This window comes from Brenneria nigrifluens DSM 30175 = ATCC 13028, from assembly GCF_005484965.1.
In the GTDB taxonomy this organism is placed as follows: domain Bacteria; phylum Pseudomonadota; class Gammaproteobacteria; order Enterobacterales; family Enterobacteriaceae; genus Brenneria; species Brenneria nigrifluens.
This window is the reverse complement of the sequence record NZ_CP034036.1, coordinates 1,928,706-1,948,706: the sequence shown is the minus strand read 5'-3', so window position 1 is coordinate 1,948,706 and position 20,001 is coordinate 1,928,706. Positions and strand designations below refer to the sequence as shown.

Here is a 20,001-nt window from a genome sequence, read left to right as displayed (position 1 = left end):
CTTGTTAAAATATTACGCGGTCGGTTCAATATTGTCTTCCATTCCCAGTAATTCCAGCACCTGGGTACGCAGCTCAACCAGCTGAGGATCGTTACGGCGGCGCGGATAAGGTAAGGTCACCTCGATGGTTTGCAGAATACGCGCCGGGCGCGGGCTGAAAACGACCACTTTATTGGCCAGCAACAGCGCCTCTTCCACATCGTGCGTCACCATTAGCGCGCTGTAGCCGCTTTCCTGCCACAGACTAAGCAACTCCCCCTGCATGCGAATACGGGTCAGGGAATCCAGTTTGCCCAGGGGCTCATCCAGAATCAGCAGGCGCGGCTTGTTCACCAACGCCCTGGCCAGCGAGGCGCGTTGCGCCATTCCTCCCGATAGCTGGCGCGGCCAGGCGCGGGCGAACTGATCCAGACCGACATGCTGCAAAAAGCGATCGACGCGCTGTTTCCCCGCCTCATCCAGTTCCCCGCGCGCCTGAAGCCCCAGCGCGACGTTCTGCCAGACGGTGCGCCACGGATAGAGCGTCGGATCCTGAAACACCACCACCCTGGAGGGATCGGGCCGGGTGATGGGCTCTCCGTCGGCCAGCAGTTGCCCTTGCAACGGTTTTTCCAGACCGGCGATCAGGCGCAGCAAGGTAGACTTGCCGCAGCCGGAAGGCCCCAGCAGCGCGATAAACTCACCCGGCGCCACCGAAATAGAGACATCGCTCAGTACCGGCAGAATAGTGCCTTCCAGGGTAAACGCGTGGCTGACGTGATTAACCTCTAAATTTAATCCGGATAAATTTTCCTTATAGGCGCCAGCGGCGGCACGAGTAATAGCCATATCGAGTACACTCCCGAAAATAATCATTTCCGTTAAATAATAAAATCAATGACGTTGGCATGAAAATAAATCCATTGGCTAGCGCAGGAAAATTTTATCCCGGCCCCAGTCTAGAATAAAGACACCTGTTTTAGGTAGCATAATTATGAATAAGCATTTCCAGATAACGCCAGATGTATTAATAAAGTTAAAATCATCACAAAAATAACAATACAAAGTCGTTATAAGTATTTCAGAATATTAAATTACATAAAGTTATTTATTATTTCCCGCCAAATGACATTTTATAAGAACATATAGCCGGTATCTTCCTTTCAAGTTTTATCCACACACATTTACCTAAAAACAAAGGGGCATGTTTATGTCTGATCGCGCATTTTTACTTTCAAGACGACGCTTTCTGGCGTCACTAGGTGTTGCCGGCGCCGCGGCCGGATTGAGCGCATTTCCCGCGCTGGGCGCGCCGCCTGCCGCCCCGGCGCAAAACGCCGCGCTCACCACCATCAAACTGGCATGGGGTCAGACCTCGGTTTGTCAGGCACCGATATCCGTGGCGCTCAGACAGGGACTATTTGAAAAATACGGTTTGAAAGTGGAGCCGGTGAATTTCAGCGGCCCGACCGACGCGCTGTTGCAGGCCATTGCCACCGGTAAAGCCGATGGGGGCATCGGTATGGCGCTGCGCTGGCTAAAACCGCTGGAACAGGGATTTGATGTGACTTTGACCGCCGGTACTCACGGTGGTTGCATGCGTTTGCTGGTGCCGAAAAATAGTAATATCCGCAGCCTTGCCGATCTGGCAGGGAAATCGGTGGCGGTCAGCGATCCGGCCAGTCCGGTGCGCAATTTTTTCGCCATTCAACTGGCGAAACTGGGCATCGATCCAGACCGGCAGGTAAATTGGTTGCAGTATCCCGCCGATCTGTTCGGCGAAGCGCTGCGCAAGGGAGAAGTTCAGGCCATTGCCGGTGAAGACCCCCAGTCATGGCTGATCAAGCGCAATGATCAACTGCTGGAGTTGTCCAACAATCTGCAAGGGGAGTACGCCAACGCCGCCTGCTGTGTATTGGGCCTGCGCGGGACGCTGGTGCGCGAGCAGCCAGACATTGCCAGGGCCATTACCCAGGCGATTCTGGATGCCCAGCAGTGGACAGCGCAGCACCCGACGGAAACCGGCGAAACCTTCGCGCCTTACCTGCCCAGTAATATTCCGGCCAAGGACATCGCCACTATTCTGACCGAACATACCCACAATCATCGTTCTACCGGCGCACAGTTGCGCAAAGAGGTGGCTTTATATGTCAACGACTTGAAAACCATCAATGTCATCCGGCCGGATACCGATGCCGAGCGTTTTGCCTCCCACTATGTTGCTGATATCCTGAATATTTCCGCTTCTGCGCAGCACAGTCATAGCTAACCGTGCGCTAAGCGTTCGCGAATCATGATCCGGGAGTTACTTTCTGCCAAGCAGTGAGGGTTTATGTCAGAGAAATCGCTTTTATCGGCAAGCGACGCCGATTTGTCTTTGTCTCGCGTCGTTTCGCCATTCTGGTACAGCGGGCTGATCGCCGCATTGCTGTGGGGGGCGCTGGCGCTGCTGATACTGCTGTGGCCGGATAAGGTCACCGGCTTCGTCAAGCCGCGCTATGTCGCCGAAACCAATATCATCGTCGCGGTGTTTGCGGCGATCATTTTGTCGTTGGCGCTGCTGGAACGGCTCCCCGGCCTGCGGCTGTTCTTCCAGCCGGTGACCAAAGCCGTGCGCAACAGCGGTCGCTGGCTGATTGCGCTGGCGTTGCTGACCACCCTGTGGGAAATCGCGACGGCGAAACTCGCCCTGCTGCCCGTCCCCTTTTTCGCCCCGCCCCATGCGCTGGTTGAAGCCTACGCCACCGACTGGACCCGGCTGGGCGAAAGCGTACTGCATTCGCTCAGGCTGCTGGGGCTGGGGTTCCTATTCGGCAGCGTCGCGGGATTTATTACCGGCGTGGCCATCGGCTGGTCGCAGGTGCTGGGCTATTGGGTTCATCCGGTGCTGCGTTTTCTCGGACCGGTTCCGCCCATTGCCCTACTGCCGCTGTCGCTCTACATTTTTCCCTCCAGCTTTGCCGCGGCGATTTTTTTGATCGCCCTGGCCAGTTGGTTCCCGCTTACGGTATTAACCTGGTCCGGCGTGGCCAGCGTGGATAAAAATTACTACGACGTGGCGCGAACCCTGGGGGCGGACTCCAGATTTCTGATCCTGCGCGTGGCGATCCCGGCGTCGCTGCCGCACGTGTTCACCGGCCTGTTTATGGGGCTGGGCGCCTCTTTTTCGGTGCTGGTTACCGCGGAAATGATCGGCGTGAAGGCGGGACTGGGCTGGTATCTGCAGTGGGCGCAGGGCTGGGCGGCCTACTCCAATATGTACGCCGCGCTGATTGTGATGGCGATACTGTTTTCTTCCCTGATAACGCTGCTGTTCGCCATTCGCGATCGTCTGCTGGCCTGGCAGAAAGATGCGGTCAAGTGGTGATCAAGCGCTTCCAGGCGTCGGGGCCGGCGCGCCGCCTGCCTCATCCGCCGGCCAGCTTGACCCGCATTCCCTTCGCTTCCAGCAGCTGTTTGAGCAGGTCGCGCTTATCGCCCTGAATTTCGATGGCGCCGTCTTTAACCGCGCCGCCGCAGCCGCACTTTTTCTTTAATTCGGCCGCCAGCTTATCCAACGCGGCGTCGTCAAGATCGATGCCGCTGATCACGCAAACCCCTTTTCCCTTACGTCCGCTGGTCTGACGCTGAATACGCACAATACCGTCTCCCCGGGGGCGGGCGGCTTTCTCTTCTTGCTGTTGGATGCGCCCGGTTTCCGTGGAGTATACCAGGCGGCTGTCGTCGTCACCGCTCATCTATCACTCCTCCGCCGCCAGCGAGGCGCGGATATCGCGCAACGTTTGCGCCGGGTCGGCAGACTGGGTAATCGGCCGGCCGATCACCATATAATCCACCCCGGCGCGCTGCGCCTGCCGCGGCGTCATAATACGCCGCTGATCGCCGACATCGCTGCCGGCGGGGCGAATGCCCGGCGTAACCAGTTTAAACTGTTCGCCGCATAGCTGTTTCAGACGCTGCGCCTCATGAGCGGAACAGACCACGCCGTCAAGACCGCAGTTAAACGTTAACTGCGCCAGCCGTTCCGCCTGTTCCGCCGGGCTGGCGGTGATGCCCAGTTCGCGCAGATCTTCCGCTTCCATACTGGTCAGCACAGTCACGGCGGTTAATAACGGCGCGTCGCCGGCGAATGGCGATAGCGCGTCTTTCGCCGCCAGCATCATTCTCGCCCCGCCGCTGGCGTGCACATTCACCATCCATACCCCCAGATCGGCCGCCGCGGCGACGGCGTGGGCGACGGTATTGGGGATATCGTGAAATTTCAGATCGAGGAATACGTCAAAGCCGCGCTGCTGTAGCGCTTGCACAAACGCCGGACCAAACAGGGTAAACATCTCTTTGCCGACTTTTAACCGGCAGTCCCGCGGGGAGATACGGTCGACAAACGCCAACGCCGCCGCTTGATCGGCGTAGTCCAGCGCCACAATAATCGGGGATGATGCAGATTGATCATTCCGTTCTCTGTTCTGGTTTTTCACGTGTCACCCGTTGCTGTTAGCCATGATTCGCGTTCAAAATTCCCGCTGCATTCTACATGCCCGGCGGCGGAAATCCCAGCCGCCTGTTAAGCGAATACCCTCGCCGATAGTGTCTGAAACGGCTGATTTGTGACATCTCTTAGTATGTTGTAACTAAGTGGATAAATCCGCTGCGCATTCAGGACCACAATACCGTTACTGGCCGTCCAGGCCGCGGATAGGTTTGATGCTTGCCCAGGAGCGGCAGGAAGGACAGTGCCAGTAGAGCGATTGCGAGGTGAAGCCGCACTTGCGGCAGGTATAGCGCGGTTTGGTGCGGATTTGCTCGCCGACCATGTCGCGCAGCACCAGCAGGCTCTCTTTTGCCCGGCCGTCCTCCGCGTCATTGAGGTGAAAATCCATCAGCCGATGAAATACGCGCATCGTCGGGTGCCGCTGAAGCTGGCGGGTGATATATACCTGCGCCGCTTCCGTCCCCTGCTCTTGCTCAAGAATATCGCCCAGCAACAGCTCCGCGGTCGCGCCGGTGTTCTCCTCCACGCAGCGTTTCAGAAATTCGGCCCAGACCTGAGGCTGTTGCAAATGCTGATAGCACTCCTGCAGCATCGGCAACGTTTCACTGACCAGCTCTTTGTCCTGGTCGAGCACCTGTTGCAGAGATTCAACGGCGCGGGAATAGTGCTGCTGCGCCATATAGATGCGCCCCATCATAATCGATATGCGGGCGCACTGTTTATCCGCCGCGGCGCCCTTTTTCAGCAACGCCAGCGCCTTGTCCAGATCGTCGCTCCCCATGGCGAGCAGCGCCTGTTCACAGTAGAAATGGGCAATGTTCACCCGCAGTTGATCTTCACCCATTTTGACCAGCTTTTCCGCCACATCAATGGCGTTTAGCCAGTCGCTGGTCGCCTGGTGGATCAGCAAAAGCTGCTGCAGGGCGCTGCGGCGGAAATCCTCTTCATCCACCAACTGGTTGAAAATTTCTTCGGCGCGGTCATACAGCCCTGCCGCCATATAGTCGCGCCCCAGTTGCTGTACCGCCAGCAAACGCTGCTCAAAGGTAAGCGAGGTGCTTTCGGTCAGCGCCTGATGGATACGGATGGCGCGATCGACTTCGCCGCGGGAACGAAACAGATTGCCCAGCGTGATATGGGCTTCAAAGGTATTGCTGTCGTCCTTGAGCATGTCGAGAAACAGTTCGACGGCTTTATCCTGCTGGTTGGATAGCAGAAAGTTCACCCCGGTGACGTACTCACGCGACAGGCGGTTGGACTCCTGCTCCTTGTCCTGCTGCGCACTTCTGCGTCCCATGTACCAACCGTAAGCGGCGGCCACTGGCAGCAACAGAAACAGCAGTTCTAACATAGAGAATGATTCCTTAGTGGGTGGCAGGCTGTACTGGCGCCACGCTTTCCTCGTTAGAGGCAGAGAGTTGTTGTTCCAGACGCTTGATTTTACGTTGCGCGCGGCCTAATGCAATGCGCTGACGAAGATAAAACAGACCGCAGATTACCCAGCCAAGAATAAATCCCAGCGCAAACAGGGTGGCAAGCAGGGTTGATACGCGATAATCCCCTTGCGCCAGCAGATAATTAAACGTAATCACCCGATCGTTGTGCGCGCCCAGTGTGACAGAAATGATGAATATCGCCAGCACGAGTAAAAAAATCAGCAAATATTTCACGTTTTCTTTCCTGTTATTTACTATTAACTAAATGAATTATGCCAAATTTTGGCGATAAACCCCATTAAATTACCATTTCCCCCGCAGACTGGGGAATCGCTCCCCCTGCCGCCTGCCGTGGCCATCGCTGGTGCTTGTTATTTATTCCAAGCTGAATAAAAATGATAGGCGCGCGTCAACCGGAGGGATAAACATGTCAAAACAGGATGAACAGCGACTATTGGTCAAGATCGCCACGCTTTATTATAGCGAAAGGATGAAACAATCAGAAATTGCCGAGTCTCTCCATTTGTCGCAATCTTTTGTATCACGCGCCATCACCCGCTCGGTTAAAGAGGGGGTGGTCAAAATCAGCGTGGTTCAGCCCGCCAATATGTTTATGGCGCTGGAGTCGGCCATTCAGAAACGCTATGCCATCGACCAGGCAATTGTGGTCGATGTGGCCGATACCGCCAACCTTTCCCAAGTGAAACAGACCATTGGTTCGGCGGCGGCTCATTATCTGCAGACCAGCATCCGCCCCGACGATCTGGTGGGCATCTCATCATGGAGCAGCACGCTGCGCGCGATGGTGGATAATCTCCACCCTCTTGGCACCAAGGCGCGGGGGGTGATTCAATTACTCGGCGGCGTCGGTCCCAACGGCAACGTGCAGGCCACCATCCTGACGCAAACCCTGGCCAACCTGCTCAACTGCCCGGCCTATCTGCTGCCGGCGCAAAGTATAGAACGCTCGGTGGAAGATCGCACCCGGTTGATTACCAGCGATGAAGTGTCCAGCGTGGTGGCCAAATTCAGCGACGTCAGTCTGGCCCTGGTCGGCATTGGCGTACTGGAACCTTCGCAGTTGTTAAAAAATTCCGGCAACTATTACCACGAGGAAATGCTGCAGTTACTGGCGCGGCGCGGCGCGGTGGGCGACCTGTGCCTGCACTACTACAACGCGCGGGGGGAACCGGTATTGCAGGATGAGGAAGATCCGGTTATCGGCATGGCGCTGTCGCAGTTGCGCCGCTGCCCGCGGGTGGTCGCCCTGGCCGGCGGCGTGGACAAGAGCGCCGCCATTCGGGGCGCGTTGACGGGCAACTATATTGACGTGCTAATCACCGACCGGCTGACGGCCGAAACGCTGGTGTAATACAAGGCTGATTGCCCGCCGGAGGAACCCGGCGGGCGGTTTATCCCCTACTCGGCGACGTTGATCGACGAGAGCAGCGCATCCTGTACGATACGCTGCGCCCGTAAGGCATCCTGCGCTTCCTGCGCCGCCTGCAGCGCGGGAATATCCAGTTTATCCAGCGCCCGATAGACGTGTTTCAGAAAGCGGATCGATAGCCGGGCGGCTTCGACATGGTTTTCGCGGAAGGGGAACTGATCCAATTGCCAGACGCCCTGCCAGTTATTGATTTTTAGTACATAGAAGAATTCGAAAATTTCGGTCATATGCACGGTGCCGACCACCAGGTCGTCGTCCCAGCCGCGCAGATTATCATTGACGTCCATGCCGAATAAGCGGCCGCGATCGATGATTAACTGAGCGGAGTCGGCGGGAGATTCGCCGCCGTACAGCGCGTGACCGAAATCCAGCAGCACGCCGACGTTATCCAGACCGATATCTTCGATGCCCAGCAGCGTGCGGGCGGCGGAGTCCCAGGTCATTTTGACGCGCGGCTCGCGCGGTTTATATTCAATGGCGAATTTTACGTCCGGGTTGGCGCCGGCCAGATCGCGCATGCCGTCGACCGCCAGTTTCCACAGGTTTTTATGGCTTACCTGAAACGGATAGTCCCAGCCATCCTGTCCCGGCCAGACTTTAACGTAGTTCGCTCCCAATTCACGCACAACGCCGGCCGACTCATGCATTAGTTCAAAGGCCGCCGCCCGCGCCGCGGCATCGGGGTTGGTAAACGCGCCGCGCGACCATTTGCGCAGGTAGATTTCCGGCGTGATGCCAATCGCTTTTAATCCGGCGTCTTTCAGGGCGTCTTTTACTTCCGCCAGCGTGACGCCGGGCGTGAACGGATAGGGTAAATCGACGTAAGAGAGTTCGCCGACTTCTTGCGCCGCTTTAATCTGATCCAGCGTACTCAGCGCCGGACCATAGCCATCGACGGCGTAACGGTCGATATAGTTGGCGAAATGCCATAAACCGGCGCCGAATTCAGGATAGGTGTAGGTTGCCATAATTAAGTCGTCCTCATTTATTAGTAATCAGCCAGGCACAGCTATTGTTGCCCGGCATATCAAAGAGACCGGGTGAAACGGGCGCGGGCCACCGCCGTCTGCCACTGCGCATAACTCTCCTGGAGCGCCCCATTCGGCGCCCGCGGCTCGATAAACTCCACTTCGCGCGGCAAAGCGGCGATCTGCTCGCCGTCACGCCACCATCCCAGCGTTTTGCCCCCCAGATAGGCCGCCCCCAGCGCCGAGACCTCGGCGTTATGATTGCGAATAAGGGGACGTTGCAGCAGATCGGCCTGAAATTGCATCAGCCAGCGGTTTTGCGTGGCGCCGCCGTCTACGCGCAGCGCCGGCAGCGCGCATTGCGCCGCCTGCTCCATGGCGAAAAAAACATCGGCGATCTGGTAGGCAATCGATTCCAGCCCCGCCCTGGCGATGGTCGCCGGCGTGGTTGCATCGGTCAGGCCGCAGAGCAGACCGCGGGCGTGAGTATCCCAGTGCGGCGCTCCAAGCCCCGATAACGCCGGTACGAAAAACACCCCTTGCGCCGACGGCGCGCTCAAGGCCAGCTCCGTCAGCTGCGCGACGGAAGGAATGCCCAGCATCTTGCCTATCCAGGCAAAGCCGGAGCCGGTATGGGTAATGTTTCCCTCCAGCGCATAGCGCAGCTCGCCGTCATGCCAGGCGATAGTGGTGCTTAATCCGCTGGAGTGAGCGTGCGGGTTGGCGATGGTGGTCATCAACGACGAGCCGGTGCCATAGGTGGCCTTGATGGCGCCGCTTTGATTGATCCCCTGTCCGTATAACGCGGCGTGGGAGTCGCCAATCAGCGCGACGATCGGAATGCCGGCCGCCAGCCCTTTGATTTCCGTCAGCGCGGTATACCCATGCAGCGCCGACGAAGGCGTCACCGCGGGAAGGCATACGCTGGGAATAGCGAAAAGCGCCAGCAGATCCTCATCCCAGCATTGGCGGTGAATATCGAAAAGCTGGGTGCGGGCGGCATTGGAGTAATCCGTCGAATAAGCCTGGCTGCCGCTGAGCTGCCAGTTAAGCCAGCAGTCAACGGTTCCGACGCATAACTCGCCGTGGGCGGCGCGGGATACGCCGTCCGGCAACTCGGCCAGCATGCTGTGGATTTTGGCCGCCGGGAACAGCGGGTCCAGCGGCAGACCGCTGCGGGCTTCGATCAGCTTTTCTTCGGCGCCGCCCTGCAAGGCCTGGCAAAAGCGTTCCGAACGGCGATCCTGCCAGCTGACCAGCGGCGTCAAAGGCCGTCCTGAATGCCTTTCCCAAATCAGCACCGACTCACGCTGATTGCTGATGGCGATACCCGCCACCTGCACCCGGTTCAGCGATGACAGACAGGACTCCACCGCCTGGCAAACGGCGCGCCAGATGGCCATGGCGTCCTGTTCCGCCCGTCCCGGCTCCGGGTGGGCGATCTGCAAGGCCACCGCCGCCTTGGACAGAATACGCCCCTGGGCATCTACCGCGACCGCTTTAGCATTAGTCGTGCCTTCGTCTATTGCCAAAATAATCGGTGTAAACATGATTAGGCCCCCGGACAGAGACGCTGCGCCGCCTGCGCAATGCCTGCCGCGTCCAGGCCGTGGTGCGCGCGCATCGCCGCCCGATCCGCCGCTATCGCATACTGGCCGTCGGGAATACCCAGGCGCAACAGGGAAATACCGCTGCCCGCTTCCGCCAGAACCTCGGCCACCAAACTGCCCGCTCCGCCGTTGACGTTATGCTCTTCGACGGTGATGACCCGCGGCGCGGCGCGCAGAATTTCAAGCAGTCGGCGAGTATCGCACGGCCGCACCGAAGAAAGGTTGACCACCGTAGCAGCGATGCCCTTTTCCGCCAATAACTCAGCGGCGGTAACCACTTCGTGCACGGTAGAGCCGAGCCCGACCAGGGTGATATCGCGGCCCGTACGCAGCACATCGATTTGCCCCGGCGCAAAGCGGTAATGCTGGTCGTGCAACGCCGGTAACGGTTTGCCGTCCAGGCGGATATACACCGGCCCCTGATGTTCCAGGGCATAGTCGATAATCTGGCGGCACTCTTCGGGGCTGGAGGGCGCATAGATTTCAATGTTGCCAAAGCCCCGCAGCACCGCGATATCGTCGATACTGTGATGAGTACTGGCGAGCGGGCCGTAGCTGCATCCGGCGTTCAACCCGAACAGCTTGACGTTGCTGTTGTTGTAACAGACGTCGACCTTGACCTGTTCATTGGCGCGCGAAATCAAAAACGGCGCGGCGTTACAGGTCACCGCCACCTTGCCGCCGATGGAAAGTCCTACCGCCGTTCCCACCATGGTTTGCTCCGCAATCCCCACGTTGACGATACGGTCGGGGAAGCGCTTGACAAAGGGGGCGATTTTCGCGGTAGAGGTAGAGTCGGCCACCACCGGCACCAGATCGATGCCCCGATCAACCGCGTTAATAAATTGCTCGACCATCACACTGGCCAGATGTTCTGCGTTATTCATCTTTTAATTCCTCCAACGCCAGCGCGATTTCTTCGCCTTTCGGCACCCGGTGATGCCATTCCGCGCGCCCCTGAATAAAGGAGACGCCCGCGCCTTTTTCCGTATTGGCGATCACCACGTTGGGTTTACCGTTAGCGGGCAGGTTCTCCAGCGTCTTCACCACCGAGCGCATATCATTGCCGGCGCATTCGGTGACGTTCAGGCCGAATGCGCGCCATTTATCCGCCAGCGGGTCGGTATTCATGATGGAACAGGTGGTGCCGGCCAGCTGCAGCTTGTTCTTGTCGTTGATGATGACCAGGTTATCCAGTTGGTAATGCGCCGCCGCCAGGGCCGCTTCCCAGTTGCTGCCTTCGGCCAGCTCCCCGTCGCCGGTCACCACAAATACCCGCCGCGGGCTGTTATCCCGTTTCGCCGCCAGCGCGATCCCCACGGAAACCGGCAGGCCGTGGCCCAGCGCGCCGGTATTCAGCTCGATCCCCGGCGTCTTGTACTTCACCGGATGTCCCGGCAAGTGCGAGTCCGGATGCTGATAAGTCGCCAGCCAGGATTCAGGGAAGAATCCCGCTTCCGCCAGGCAGCAGTAATACCCGCCCACCGCGTGCCCCTTGGACTGGATATAGATGTCCCGCTGCGGGTCCTGAAGACGGTCCGGCGCGCAGTTCAGGATACGAAAGTAGAGCGCCGTCAGGATTTCAACCTGTGAAAGGTCGGCCCCGGTATGGCCGCCCGCCGGGCTGTTGGCATTCAGATTAATGATACGGCGCCGAATGGCGCGGGCTTTTCGCGTCAGCGCCTCCACCGACAATGCGTACGGATTCATACTTCACCTCGCCTTGAATTTTTACTCAAATTCGAATATTTATTCCACAACAGACAAAAAAAACAGCATCTCCGATCTGGCGCGTTTCGCCGGCCGCCTCCTCCTGCTTGCTGAGCAGCAATTGGCAGCAAATCAATGCCAGACCGCTACGCCCCTTCCGCTGCTACCTTTTGCGATACAATCGCCGCCTTGTGCTGCATGCGGTTTTGCATCTGGTCAATGATGACCGCCACAATAATTACAATGCCTTTAATCACCATCTGCCAGAATTCACTTACCCCCATCATCACCAGACCATCCGCCAGAATGCCGATGACAAAAGCGCCGATCAGCGTTCCCAGTATCGTTCCCCGTCCCCCGGCCAGCGAGGTTCCGCCAAGCACCACCGCGGCGATGGCGTTCATTTCAAACGCCGTCCCGGTGGCCGGATGGCTGGCGACCAGTTGGGAGGAAACCACAATCCCGGCAATGGCGGCGCAGAAACCTGAAATGGTGTATACCCAGACTTTTACCTGGCGCACTTTCACCCCCGATAATTCGGCGGCGCGTTCGTTATCGCCAATGGCGTAGACATGGCGGCCGAACGGCAGACGGCGAGCCACGTAGGCGATAACCAGCGCCAGCACGAACATCAGCCAGATGGCGAACGGCAGGCCGAGGATCGTGCCCGCGCCGATCAGCTCAAAACCGGTATTGCCCAGTTGGGGATTCCCCGCCAATCCCGGGAAGGTTTCACCGCCGGAAATCAGCATGGCGGCGCCGCGTACGATATACATCGTACCCAGGGTACAGATGAACGGCGCCACGTTGTAACGAGTGATGATCCAGCCGTTAATCGCCCCGATAAAGGCGCCGATCAGCAATACCACCGGCACTATCACCCATACGCCGGGGAAAATGGCGATGCCGAACATCGGCAGGACGATCCCCTGGGTAATCATATAGCCGGCGATCATGCCGCATAGCCCCAGCGTTGCGCCTATCGACAGGTCGATGCCGGCGGTGATAATGACGAAGGTGATCCCCAGCGCCAGAAACGCATTGATGGCGATGTGTTTGACCATAATGATCAGGCTGCCGGTCGCCAGAAAACCCGGAACGGTAAAGGCGAAAAAGCCGAGAATCAGAAACAGCGCGATAAAAGTGCGCAGCCTGAGGATCAGCAACAGCAAGCCCTCACGCGAGCGTACGAACTTGCCGGGTAATAGCGCGCCGGACGCCGCCGGAAGGTTAGTCGTTTTCATTGTCAGAACCCTTGTGCACTTGCCGAAACCAATGCCGACTCGCTGGCGGACTGACGGGCGATATTCGCCGTCAGCTTGCCGTTCGACATCACCAGAATACTATCCGATACCGCCATGATTTCCTTCAGGTCCGAGGTGGAAAACAGTACGCCGATACCCTGCTCAGACAGCTTGACCATCATTTCAAATACGTCGGCCTTTGCCCCCACGTCGATTCCGCGGGTCGGCTCATCCAGCAGCAGGATCTTGGGGCTGGTCAGCAGCGAGCGGCCGATAACCACTTTCTGCTGATTGCCGCCGCTCAGCGCCTGAATCTCCACCTGCGGCGAGGAAACCTTGATACCCAGCCTGCCGATAGTGGTGGCGACCACTTTCTCTTCCTCCCGGTGGAATATCGCCATCCCGTATTTCAGCCGCCGCCATAGGCTGGCGATGGTCAGGTTGGAGGCCACCGACGATAAGGGGAAAATGCCGGTTTTTTTGCGGTCTTCCGGCACCAGGCTCATGCCCATGCGGATACGATCGGCGGTGGACAGGCGCGTATGCACCGGCTTGCTATCAAGGTAAATCTTGCCCAGATAGTCATGCTGCGTTCCCAGCAGGCACTCGAACAGTTCGGTGCGCCCCGCCCCCATCAGACCGTAAATGCCGACGATTTCGCCCTCTCTCACCATAAAGGAGACATCGTTGACCACTTTGTTGCCCGCATCGTTGAGGCAGGTGATATGTTCCGCTTCCAGTACCGGCGAGCCGAAAGTCCGCCCCGGCTGCAGGAAACTGGATACCGGATCGCCGCCCAGCATTTCCCGAATGATCCACGGCACGTCGATTTCATTGACCGCCGCTTCGGCCTGAAAACGGCCGTCGCGCAAGATGGTGATGTAATCGCCAATGGCCATCAGCTCTTCCAGCCGGTGGGAAATATAAATAATGGAGACGTTTTGCCGGGTAAGCTCGCGGATCACCCGAAACAGGATGTCCACTTCGGTTTTACTTAACGCCGAGGTGGGCTCATCGAGAATCAGGATATCGGCCTGTTCGGCCAGCGCCTTGGCGATTTCCACCAGCTGCTGCTGCCCCACTTTCAGGCCGGCCACCTCGGTGCGCGGCGAAATATCCTGATCGAGGCGCGCCATCAGCTGCGCGGCGATGTTCTCCTGTTGCTGGTAATCGATAGGCGCCAGCCCTTTCTGAATCTCCCGCCCGAGAAAAATGTTCTCCGCCACGGTGAGGTTTTCAGACAGGTTAAGCTCCTGATGCACCATGCCGATGCCTTTGGCCGCCGCGTCCCGGGTATTGGCGATGCGCACCACCTCGCCGTTCAGCAGGATCTGGCCGGCGGTCGGCTGCTGTACGCCGGCCAATATTTTCATCAGCGTCGATTTACCCGCGCCGTTCTCCCCGATGATCACATTCACCTTGCCGCGATAGACGTTGTAATCCACGTTATCCAGCGCTTTGGTGCCGGGAAACAGCATCGTGACGCCGCGGGTAGCCATGACAATGTCCGGTTTCCGGGTCATTTACTGCGCCTCCCTGGGTGATTCGGATGGGAGCAATTCGAGCGGAACCGCGTCGCGGATGTCCTGCCCGCTCAGCCTTAACGCGGCAAGCACCCGGATATCTTTTCCCTGCCAGCCCTGATCAATAGCGGACAAATTCTCCATGGCCTTTTTATTAAGCGAACGCGCCAGTTGGGCGAACTGCACCTGATTTTTAAAATCCTCAAAGCGAATAAACCCGGCGGCATCGCGAATCGCATTGCCCTTGACGATAGGCCCCAGTTGCAGCGCAACCGTCTCGCCCTGCACGGCGATCTCCAACCGTCCTTCACGGCCTTGACGATCGACTTTCACCACCTGGCCCTGAAACCGCGCATACACCGCTTTGCCGGCGCCGCCCGTCAGCGTCGCCTGCTGCTTTTTCAGTTCATCCCAGCTCAGCGCCTCTTCCTGTGCCAGCGGCAGCAGCTTCGGTTGCCAGAGTTGGGTCGCAATAGTATCCGGCGTCATGTTGTTATAGCTCGGGGTCGCGGACGGATCGACGGGGATAATCGGCTTGCCGTTTTCATCCAGATCCACCACCGTACAGGCCGACAGCAACAGCGCGCATAAACCGATCCACCTGGTACGGCATCGTTGATAACGCTGCATAATGGCTCCTCTATTGTTGCACGCGCCTGACTCGGGGCGCTTGCGCCCCCGGTCACTCCTTTTTACGATTGCCGCGCTTAGGGTTTCAACGCAAATGTACTGAGCTTGCCGGCGTTGGATTCATCAATCAGAATGCAGTCCATCAGCTGTTTTTCGTCATGCCGGGCTTTACCGTTCTTCAGGTAATAGTCGGCCTGTTCCACCGCCATCTGCGCCTGCTCCCAGCCGGGTTGCAGCACCGTCGCCTTGATGTTGCCTTTATTGATAATGGAATCGCGCACGTAGTCGCTGCCGTCAAACCCCACCACGATGACATCATGCCGCCCAGCCGCTTTCAGCGCCGCTTCGGCGCCCAGCGCCATGGTGTCGTTGCCGGAAATGACCCCGGCGATATCCGGATTGGCCTGCAGGATGGCTTCCATACGGTTGAAAGCTTCGGTCTGGCTCCAGTTGGCGGTCTGCCGGGCAACCATCTTCAGATCCTGGTATTCGTCGATCACGTCGTGATAGCCCTGGGAACGAACGTGCGCGTTGGTGTCCGACTCGCGGCCGATCAATTCAACGTATTTGCCTTTTTGCCCCATCAATTCAACAAACTTCTCGGCGCCAAGCTGCGCGCCCTGATAGTTATTGGAAACAATCTGCGCCACCGCGACGCCGGTTTCATTGATCTCGCGATCGATGAGAAAGGCCGGTATTCCCGCCGCCTTGGCTTTTTTCAACGGCCCGATGGTGGCATCGGCGCCGGCGTTATCCAGCACGATGGCTTTGGCCTTGCGGGCAATCGCCGTTTCAATCAGTTGGTTTTGCTTGCTCACGTCATCGTCGTGGGAAGCGACCAGGGCGGTGTAGCCCAATTCAATGGCCTTGGCCCTGGCGCCTTCCGCCTCGGCTTTAAAAAAGGGGTTATCGTGGGATGGGGTAATAATGGCGATCAACCCGTTGTCGGCCGCAAAGGCAGCGGCGGAAAGGGAAAGCATGATGGCCGTCAGACAGGGTTTCAGTAGGTAAGGTTTCATTATTATTCTCCTTTCTGAATATATATTCAATATTGAATTAACATTCAAGAAGAGTTTTGCAAGCCAACCGAAAATTGTCCAATGGTAAAAACAGGAATAGCGAAGCAGCTCACAAATTGTTTACATTTATGATTCAACGCAGGGTAAGGCGGGAATTAAGCAACGCGAAAGCGGATGACGGCCGGTCGTCCGCGGAGATTCGGAATAATATTAGACGCATCATGCGCCGCTTGGGCGATTTATGTTTTCCCCTGCGGGGCGTCGTCCTGACGCTGTCCGGCTTTCTCTTCACGCCGCAGAGAAAGCGGGCCGTACCACTGCTGGGCCAGCCAGCAGGCAATCACCACCAGCAGCCAGCTTATCAGCGTAGCGGCCACCAGATCCCGCGGCCAATGCATCCCCAGCACCAGACGACTTCCCATCACCGCGCTCGCCCACAGCATTAAAACCACCACCGTTTTGTAATGCCGGCGCGCCCACAATAAGCCGACGCCCAGCAGCGCCCAGGTAGCGGCGAACATGGTATGGCCGGAAGGAAAGGCGAACCCGGTTTCAAACTGCCAGTGCTGACGCAGCCAACTGGGGATCTGCCGTTCGTTATGCAGTTGCTCTTTTACCACGTCGGCGCGTTCCTTACGCGGCAGGGAATAGAAATAGCTATCGTCAATCTGGTGATGATTCTCCAGCCAGACAACAAACGGGCGCGGCTCCTGAACCCACTCTTTAATCGCCGATTTCATCCCCTGGCCGATCACTACCGTGATGATCATGATCGCCAGCAGACCGAGCGCGGGTTTCAGACGAAAGCGCAAGCACCACAAAAACCAGAGGCCCAGAATGATGCTGGTTAACGTCCCCCAGGGCGACGTCACCGTTTCCGTCGTCCAGAACAATATACGCAGCCATAAGCCACTATATTCCGGTTGCCACTGCCACCCGCTGGCCCAAATAATCAACGGCATGATCAGCAAAAACAGTGCACCAATAGTGGTCCGTTTGGCGATGTCGTACATCATTTCTCCCTATAATTCAGTGTCATGTCTGAAATAATATTTTCACAATTCTAGCAGAAAAACCGGCATCGGCCGTTGGTATGGCATAAAATAGCCCGCGGTTTCGTCAACGGGAAAACCATCACCTCACTATTTCCGCGTCGTTTAAGCACGATCGGCGAGTGCAATGCCTTAACTTTCCAGCTATGGTTTTTCGCTGGTCAAAGCCCCCATCCGGCAGTAGGATGCGCGTCAGCATTTTTTGTTTTTTGGGAGAATAACATGCAGCTAAAACGGGTGGCAGATGCCAAATTACCCACCTCCTGGGGCGATTTCCTGATGGTGGGATTTGAAGAGATCGCCACGGGACATGATCATCTCGCATTGGTTTATGGTGATATTTCCGGCTCGGTTCCGGTTCTGGCCCGAGTGCACTCGGAATGTCTGACGGGTGATGCATTGTTTAGCCTGCGCTGCGACTGCGGGTTTCAGCTTGAAGCCGCGCTGAGCCATATCGCCGAAGAAGGCCGCGGTATATTGATCTACCATCGGCAGGAAGGCCGCAATATCGGTTTGCTGAATAAAATTCGCGCCTATGCGTTACAGGATCTGGGGGCCGATACGGTTGAAGCCAACCATCAGTTGGGTTTTGCCGCCGACGAACGCGACTTCACCCTATGCGCCGATATGTTCAAACTGCTGGGCGTTGATGAAGTCCGCCTGCTGACCAATAATCCGCAAAAAGTAAAAATCCTCAATGAGGCCGGCATTAATATTGTCGAGCGGGTGCCGTTAGTGGTGGGCCGCAACCCGAAAAACGAACGCTATCTGGCGACCAAAGCCGCCAAGATGGGACATCTGCTGGATATGAAATAACGGCCGGTCAAGGCGAATGCCAGGCACCCCCTGGCATTTATCTCCTCTTAATGCTTGATGATATAAATATCCTTGCTGTATATATCCGCTTTCTGGTCGGGCTTAAATCCGCCGACATAAGGTTTCACCAGTTGCGCGCGCACATAGTAATAGATGGGGAGCAGCGGAACCTGCTGCTGAAGAATTTTTTCCGCCTGATGATAGTCGTCGCTATTACGCGCCGCCACCGAGTTCGCGTTGACCGCGCGATCCAGCAGGGCGTCGTATTCGGCATGAGTGAATCGCCCCTGATTATTGCTGTTGCCGGTACGCAGGATATCAAAATAGGTGGAAGGCTCGTTATAATCCGCCGCCCAGGACGATCTCACCACCTGGAAATCGCCGGTCCGCATGGTGTCCAGCATGGTCTTCCACTCCTGATTTTTCAGCCGCGCCTCCACGCCCAGCACCTGCTTCCACATGGAGCTGGCGGCGATGGCAACCCGCTGATGCGACTCGGAAGTGTTGTACAGCAGGTCGAACTTTAACGGCCGCTGCGCGCTGAACCCCGCGGCGGACAGCAGCTTTTTCGCCTCGGCGTTTCTCTGCTGCTGGGTCCAGGCCGCCCATTCGGGCTGTTGGCTGGTATAGCCCGCCATACCCGGCGGCAAGATGCTATAGGCGGGCACTTGTCCCATGCCCAACACTTTTTCGGCAATCACCGTTTTGTCAAGCGCCAGATCCAGCGCCCGTCTGACGCGCGGGTCGTTAAACGGCGGTTTTTGCGTATTGAATTTATAGTAGTAGGTCGATAACTGCGGGTTCACCTTAACCTGATCGGGCAATTCCGTCTTGAGCGCTTTGAACAGATGCGGCGGCAGCGTAAAAGTCACCTCCACCTCCCCTGTCTTGTAGCGATTCACCTCCGCCGTGTTTGACACGATGGGCAGATAGGTCACCTTGTTGAGTATGGTATGGACGTTATCCCAATAATAGGGATTGCGTTTGGCGACAATGCGCTCGTTGACCACCCACTCCTCAAGGATAAAAGGACCGCTGCCGACGAAATTGCCGGGCTGGGTCCATTTATCGCCATACTTTTCAATCGCCGCTTGCGGCAGGGTGACGACGGCAAAATGGGCGACCATCGCCAGAAAATAGGACAAAGGCCGATCCAACTCGATTTGTACCGTGCGCCTATCCAGCGCCCTGATGCCCAGCTCGCTGGCGGGCTTCTTCCCTGCCGCGATATCCGCCGCGTTGCGCACATGCATGTTGGGGATATAGGACTGATAGGGGGAAAGGGTTTGCGGATCGACCAGACGCCGCCAACTGAAGACGACATCGTCGGCAGTGAGCGGAGTGCCGTCGGACCACTTCAGATCCGGACGCAAATGGAACGTCCAGAGCTGATGGTCCTGCTGCTCCCACTTTTCGGCCAGCCCGCCGGAAATGCTGCCGTCATCACGCACCGCAATCAGTTTTTCAAAAAAATCATGAATAATATTGGCTTCGACATCGCTTTCCACTTTATGCGCATCGAGCGAGGCGGGTTCGGAACCGTTGCCGCGCACCAGCTCCTGTTTTTCCGCCAGTTGCACTCCCGCGGGCACCGCCGCCGCATCAACGGCAGCCGGGGGCAACGCTGAACAAAGCGAAAACAGCAAAGCGCCGCGCGCTTTTTTACCGACGTTTAACGCTAAAATCATACCATCTCCTTATGCATCCTCTAACCAAAAGCCTTGACCACCTGCCGCTCTACCGTCAGCAGGCGATATATCAACGCAGCGGCGTCGACCTCCCTCGCAGTACCCTCGCGGGCTGGTTCGGTGCGGTTGGCGCGGCGCTGAAACCGCTGACCCGCAAGCTGCATCAGAACCTGTTGCAACCCTTACCCGCCGCGCTGGGTCCCGCCGCCGGTCTGGAAAAATATCCGCCAGCGGCTACACTGAATGGCAATGATGTTCACAATCAGGTGGTGATTATTGGGTTATATTTATTCAGTTATAGAGCGTTCCATCAACAGATTTATTCAAAATAAGCTGTTTTATCCTGCCCATTCGCTGCATGTGTATATTGTTCCCGTTGCGGCG

Annotated in this window: 20 protein-coding genes; 5 read left to right on the top strand and 15 right to left on the bottom strand. The window is 57.4% G+C overall.

From position 1 onward, the window contains the following. Nucleotides 1-12: 12 nt before the first annotated feature. On the bottom strand, nt 13-828 hold the full coding sequence (locus EH206_RS08990) for an ABC transporter ATP-binding protein (protein ID WP_009112461.1): 816 nt from the start codon (nt 826-828) through the stop codon (nt 13-15). A 361-nt stretch (nt 829-1,189) separates the two neighbouring features. On the opposite strand from EH206_RS08990, the gene EH206_RS08985 reads away from it, so the two are divergent. Both EH206_RS08985 and EH206_RS08980 read left to right on the top strand, forming a co-directional pair. Continuing rightward, nucleotides 1,190-2,248, top strand: coding sequence for an ABC transporter substrate-binding protein (locus EH206_RS08985; protein ID WP_009112460.1), 1,059 nt, complete (start codon nt 1,190-1,192; stop codon nt 2,246-2,248). Nucleotides 2,249-2,311: 63 nt separating this feature from the next. Then, nucleotides 2,312-3,346: an ABC transporter permease gene (locus EH206_RS08980; protein WP_009112459.1), complete on the top strand. Its 1,035-nt coding sequence runs from the start codon at nt 2,312-2,314 to the stop codon at nt 3,344-3,346. A gap of 40 nt (nt 3,347-3,386) precedes the next feature. On the opposite strand, the gene yciH is transcribed toward EH206_RS08980, so the two are convergent. The 4 genes from yciH to EH206_RS08960 all read right to left on the bottom strand — a co-directional run bounded on the left by yciH (nt 3,387) and on the right by EH206_RS08960 (nt 6,141). Further along, nucleotides 3,387-3,716, bottom strand: a complete 330-nt coding sequence (gene yciH, locus EH206_RS08975; RefSeq protein WP_009112458.1) for a stress response translation initiation inhibitor YciH — start codon at nt 3,714-3,716, stop codon at nt 3,387-3,389. 3 nt (nt 3,717-3,719) lie between these two features. Then, entirely contained in the window at nt 3,720-4,457 is a 738-nt protein-coding gene (pyrF, locus tag EH206_RS08970; protein WP_040343096.1) for an orotidine-5'-phosphate decarboxylase, read from the bottom strand. A gap of 195 nt (nt 4,458-4,652) precedes the next feature. Beyond that, nucleotides 4,653-5,822 carry a lipopolysaccharide assembly protein LapB gene (gene lapB / locus EH206_RS08965; protein ID WP_009112456.1) on the bottom strand — a complete coding sequence of 390 codons (1,170 nt, stop codon included), beginning with the start codon at nt 5,820-5,822 and terminating at the stop codon, nt 4,653-4,655. A gap of 13 nt (nt 5,823-5,835) precedes the next feature. Then, complete coding sequence (locus EH206_RS08960) at nt 5,836-6,141, bottom strand: LapA family protein (RefSeq protein ID WP_009112455.1); 306 nt, start codon at nt 6,139-6,141, stop codon at nt 5,836-5,838. A gap of 193 nt (nt 6,142-6,334) precedes the next feature. On the opposite strand from EH206_RS08960, the gene EH206_RS08955 reads away from it, so the two are divergent. Next, nucleotides 6,335-7,279: a sugar-binding transcriptional regulator gene (locus EH206_RS08955; RefSeq protein WP_009112454.1), complete on the top strand. Its 945-nt coding sequence runs from the start codon at nt 6,335-6,337 to the stop codon at nt 7,277-7,279. Nucleotides 7,280-7,326: 47 nt separating this feature from the next. Here the strand turns inward: EH206_RS08955 and EH206_RS08950 are convergent, their stop codons facing one another. The 9 genes from EH206_RS08950 to pgpB form a co-directional block, all read right to left on the bottom strand. Beyond that, the gene (locus EH206_RS08950; RefSeq protein ID WP_009112453.1) at nt 7,327-8,325 is read right to left on the bottom strand and encodes a sugar phosphate isomerase/epimerase family protein; all 999 of its coding nucleotides are present in this window, start codon (nt 8,323-8,325) and stop codon (nt 7,327-7,329) included. Between the two features lie 59 nt (nt 8,326-8,384). Continuing rightward, nucleotides 8,385-9,875 (bottom strand): FGGY family carbohydrate kinase, encoded by a 1,491-nt coding sequence (locus EH206_RS08945; protein WP_009112452.1) that lies wholly within the window; start codon nt 9,873-9,875, stop codon nt 8,385-8,387. A gap of 2 nt (nt 9,876-9,877) precedes the next feature. Then, entirely contained in the window at nt 9,878-10,822 is a 945-nt protein-coding gene (locus EH206_RS08940) for a transketolase family protein (protein ID WP_009112451.1), read from the bottom strand. Then, nucleotides 10,815-11,645, bottom strand: coding sequence for a transketolase (locus tag EH206_RS08935; RefSeq protein WP_009112450.1), 831 nt, complete (start codon nt 11,643-11,645; stop codon nt 10,815-10,817). The genes EH206_RS08940 and EH206_RS08935 overlap by 8 nt, the downstream gene beginning before the upstream one ends. 146 nt (nt 11,646-11,791) lie before the next feature. After that, nucleotides 11,792-12,889, bottom strand: a complete 1,098-nt coding sequence (locus EH206_RS08930) for an ABC transporter permease (RefSeq protein ID WP_009112449.1) — start codon at nt 12,887-12,889, stop codon at nt 11,792-11,794. A 2-nt stretch (nt 12,890-12,891) separates the two neighbouring features. Beyond that, on the bottom strand, nt 12,892-14,412 hold the full coding sequence (locus tag EH206_RS08925) for a sugar ABC transporter ATP-binding protein (RefSeq protein WP_009112448.1): 1,521 nt from the start codon (nt 14,410-14,412) through the stop codon (nt 12,892-12,894). Further along, a complete protein-coding gene (locus EH206_RS08920) occupies nt 14,413-15,042 on the bottom strand; it encodes a DUF2291 family protein (RefSeq protein WP_009112447.1) in 630 nt (209 codons plus the stop codon). It abuts the gene before it with no gap. Nucleotides 15,043-15,119: 77 nt separating this feature from the next. Next, on the bottom strand, nt 15,120-16,061 hold the full coding sequence (locus EH206_RS08915) for a D-ribose ABC transporter substrate-binding protein (protein WP_009112446.1): 942 nt from the start codon (nt 16,059-16,061) through the stop codon (nt 15,120-15,122). 239 nt (nt 16,062-16,300) lie between these two features. Further along, nucleotides 16,301-17,074, bottom strand: a complete 774-nt coding sequence (pgpB, locus tag EH206_RS08910; RefSeq protein WP_009112445.1) for a phosphatidylglycerophosphatase B — start codon at nt 17,072-17,074, stop codon at nt 16,301-16,303. A 261-nt stretch (nt 17,075-17,335) separates the two neighbouring features. Here pgpB and ribA point away from each other — a divergent pair, with 261 nt between their 5' ends. Next, nucleotides 17,336-17,929: a GTP cyclohydrolase II gene (gene ribA / locus EH206_RS08905; RefSeq protein ID WP_136163891.1), complete on the top strand. Its 594-nt coding sequence runs from the start codon at nt 17,336-17,338 to the stop codon at nt 17,927-17,929. 47 nt (nt 17,930-17,976) lie between these two features. Here ribA and EH206_RS08900 read toward each other — a convergent pair whose 3' ends face one another. Then, a complete protein-coding gene (locus EH206_RS08900) occupies nt 17,977-19,617 on the bottom strand; it encodes an ABC transporter substrate-binding protein (RefSeq protein ID WP_009112443.1) in 1,641 nt (546 codons plus the stop codon). An 11-nt stretch (nt 19,618-19,628) separates the two neighbouring features. Here EH206_RS08900 and EH206_RS23625 point away from each other — a divergent pair, with 11 nt between their 5' ends. Further along, the gene (locus EH206_RS23625) at nt 19,629-19,949 is read left to right on the top strand and encodes an IS66 family transposase (RefSeq protein WP_050815596.1); all 321 of its coding nucleotides are present in this window, start codon (nt 19,629-19,631) and stop codon (nt 19,947-19,949) included. Nucleotides 19,950-20,001: the final 52 nt, after the last annotated feature.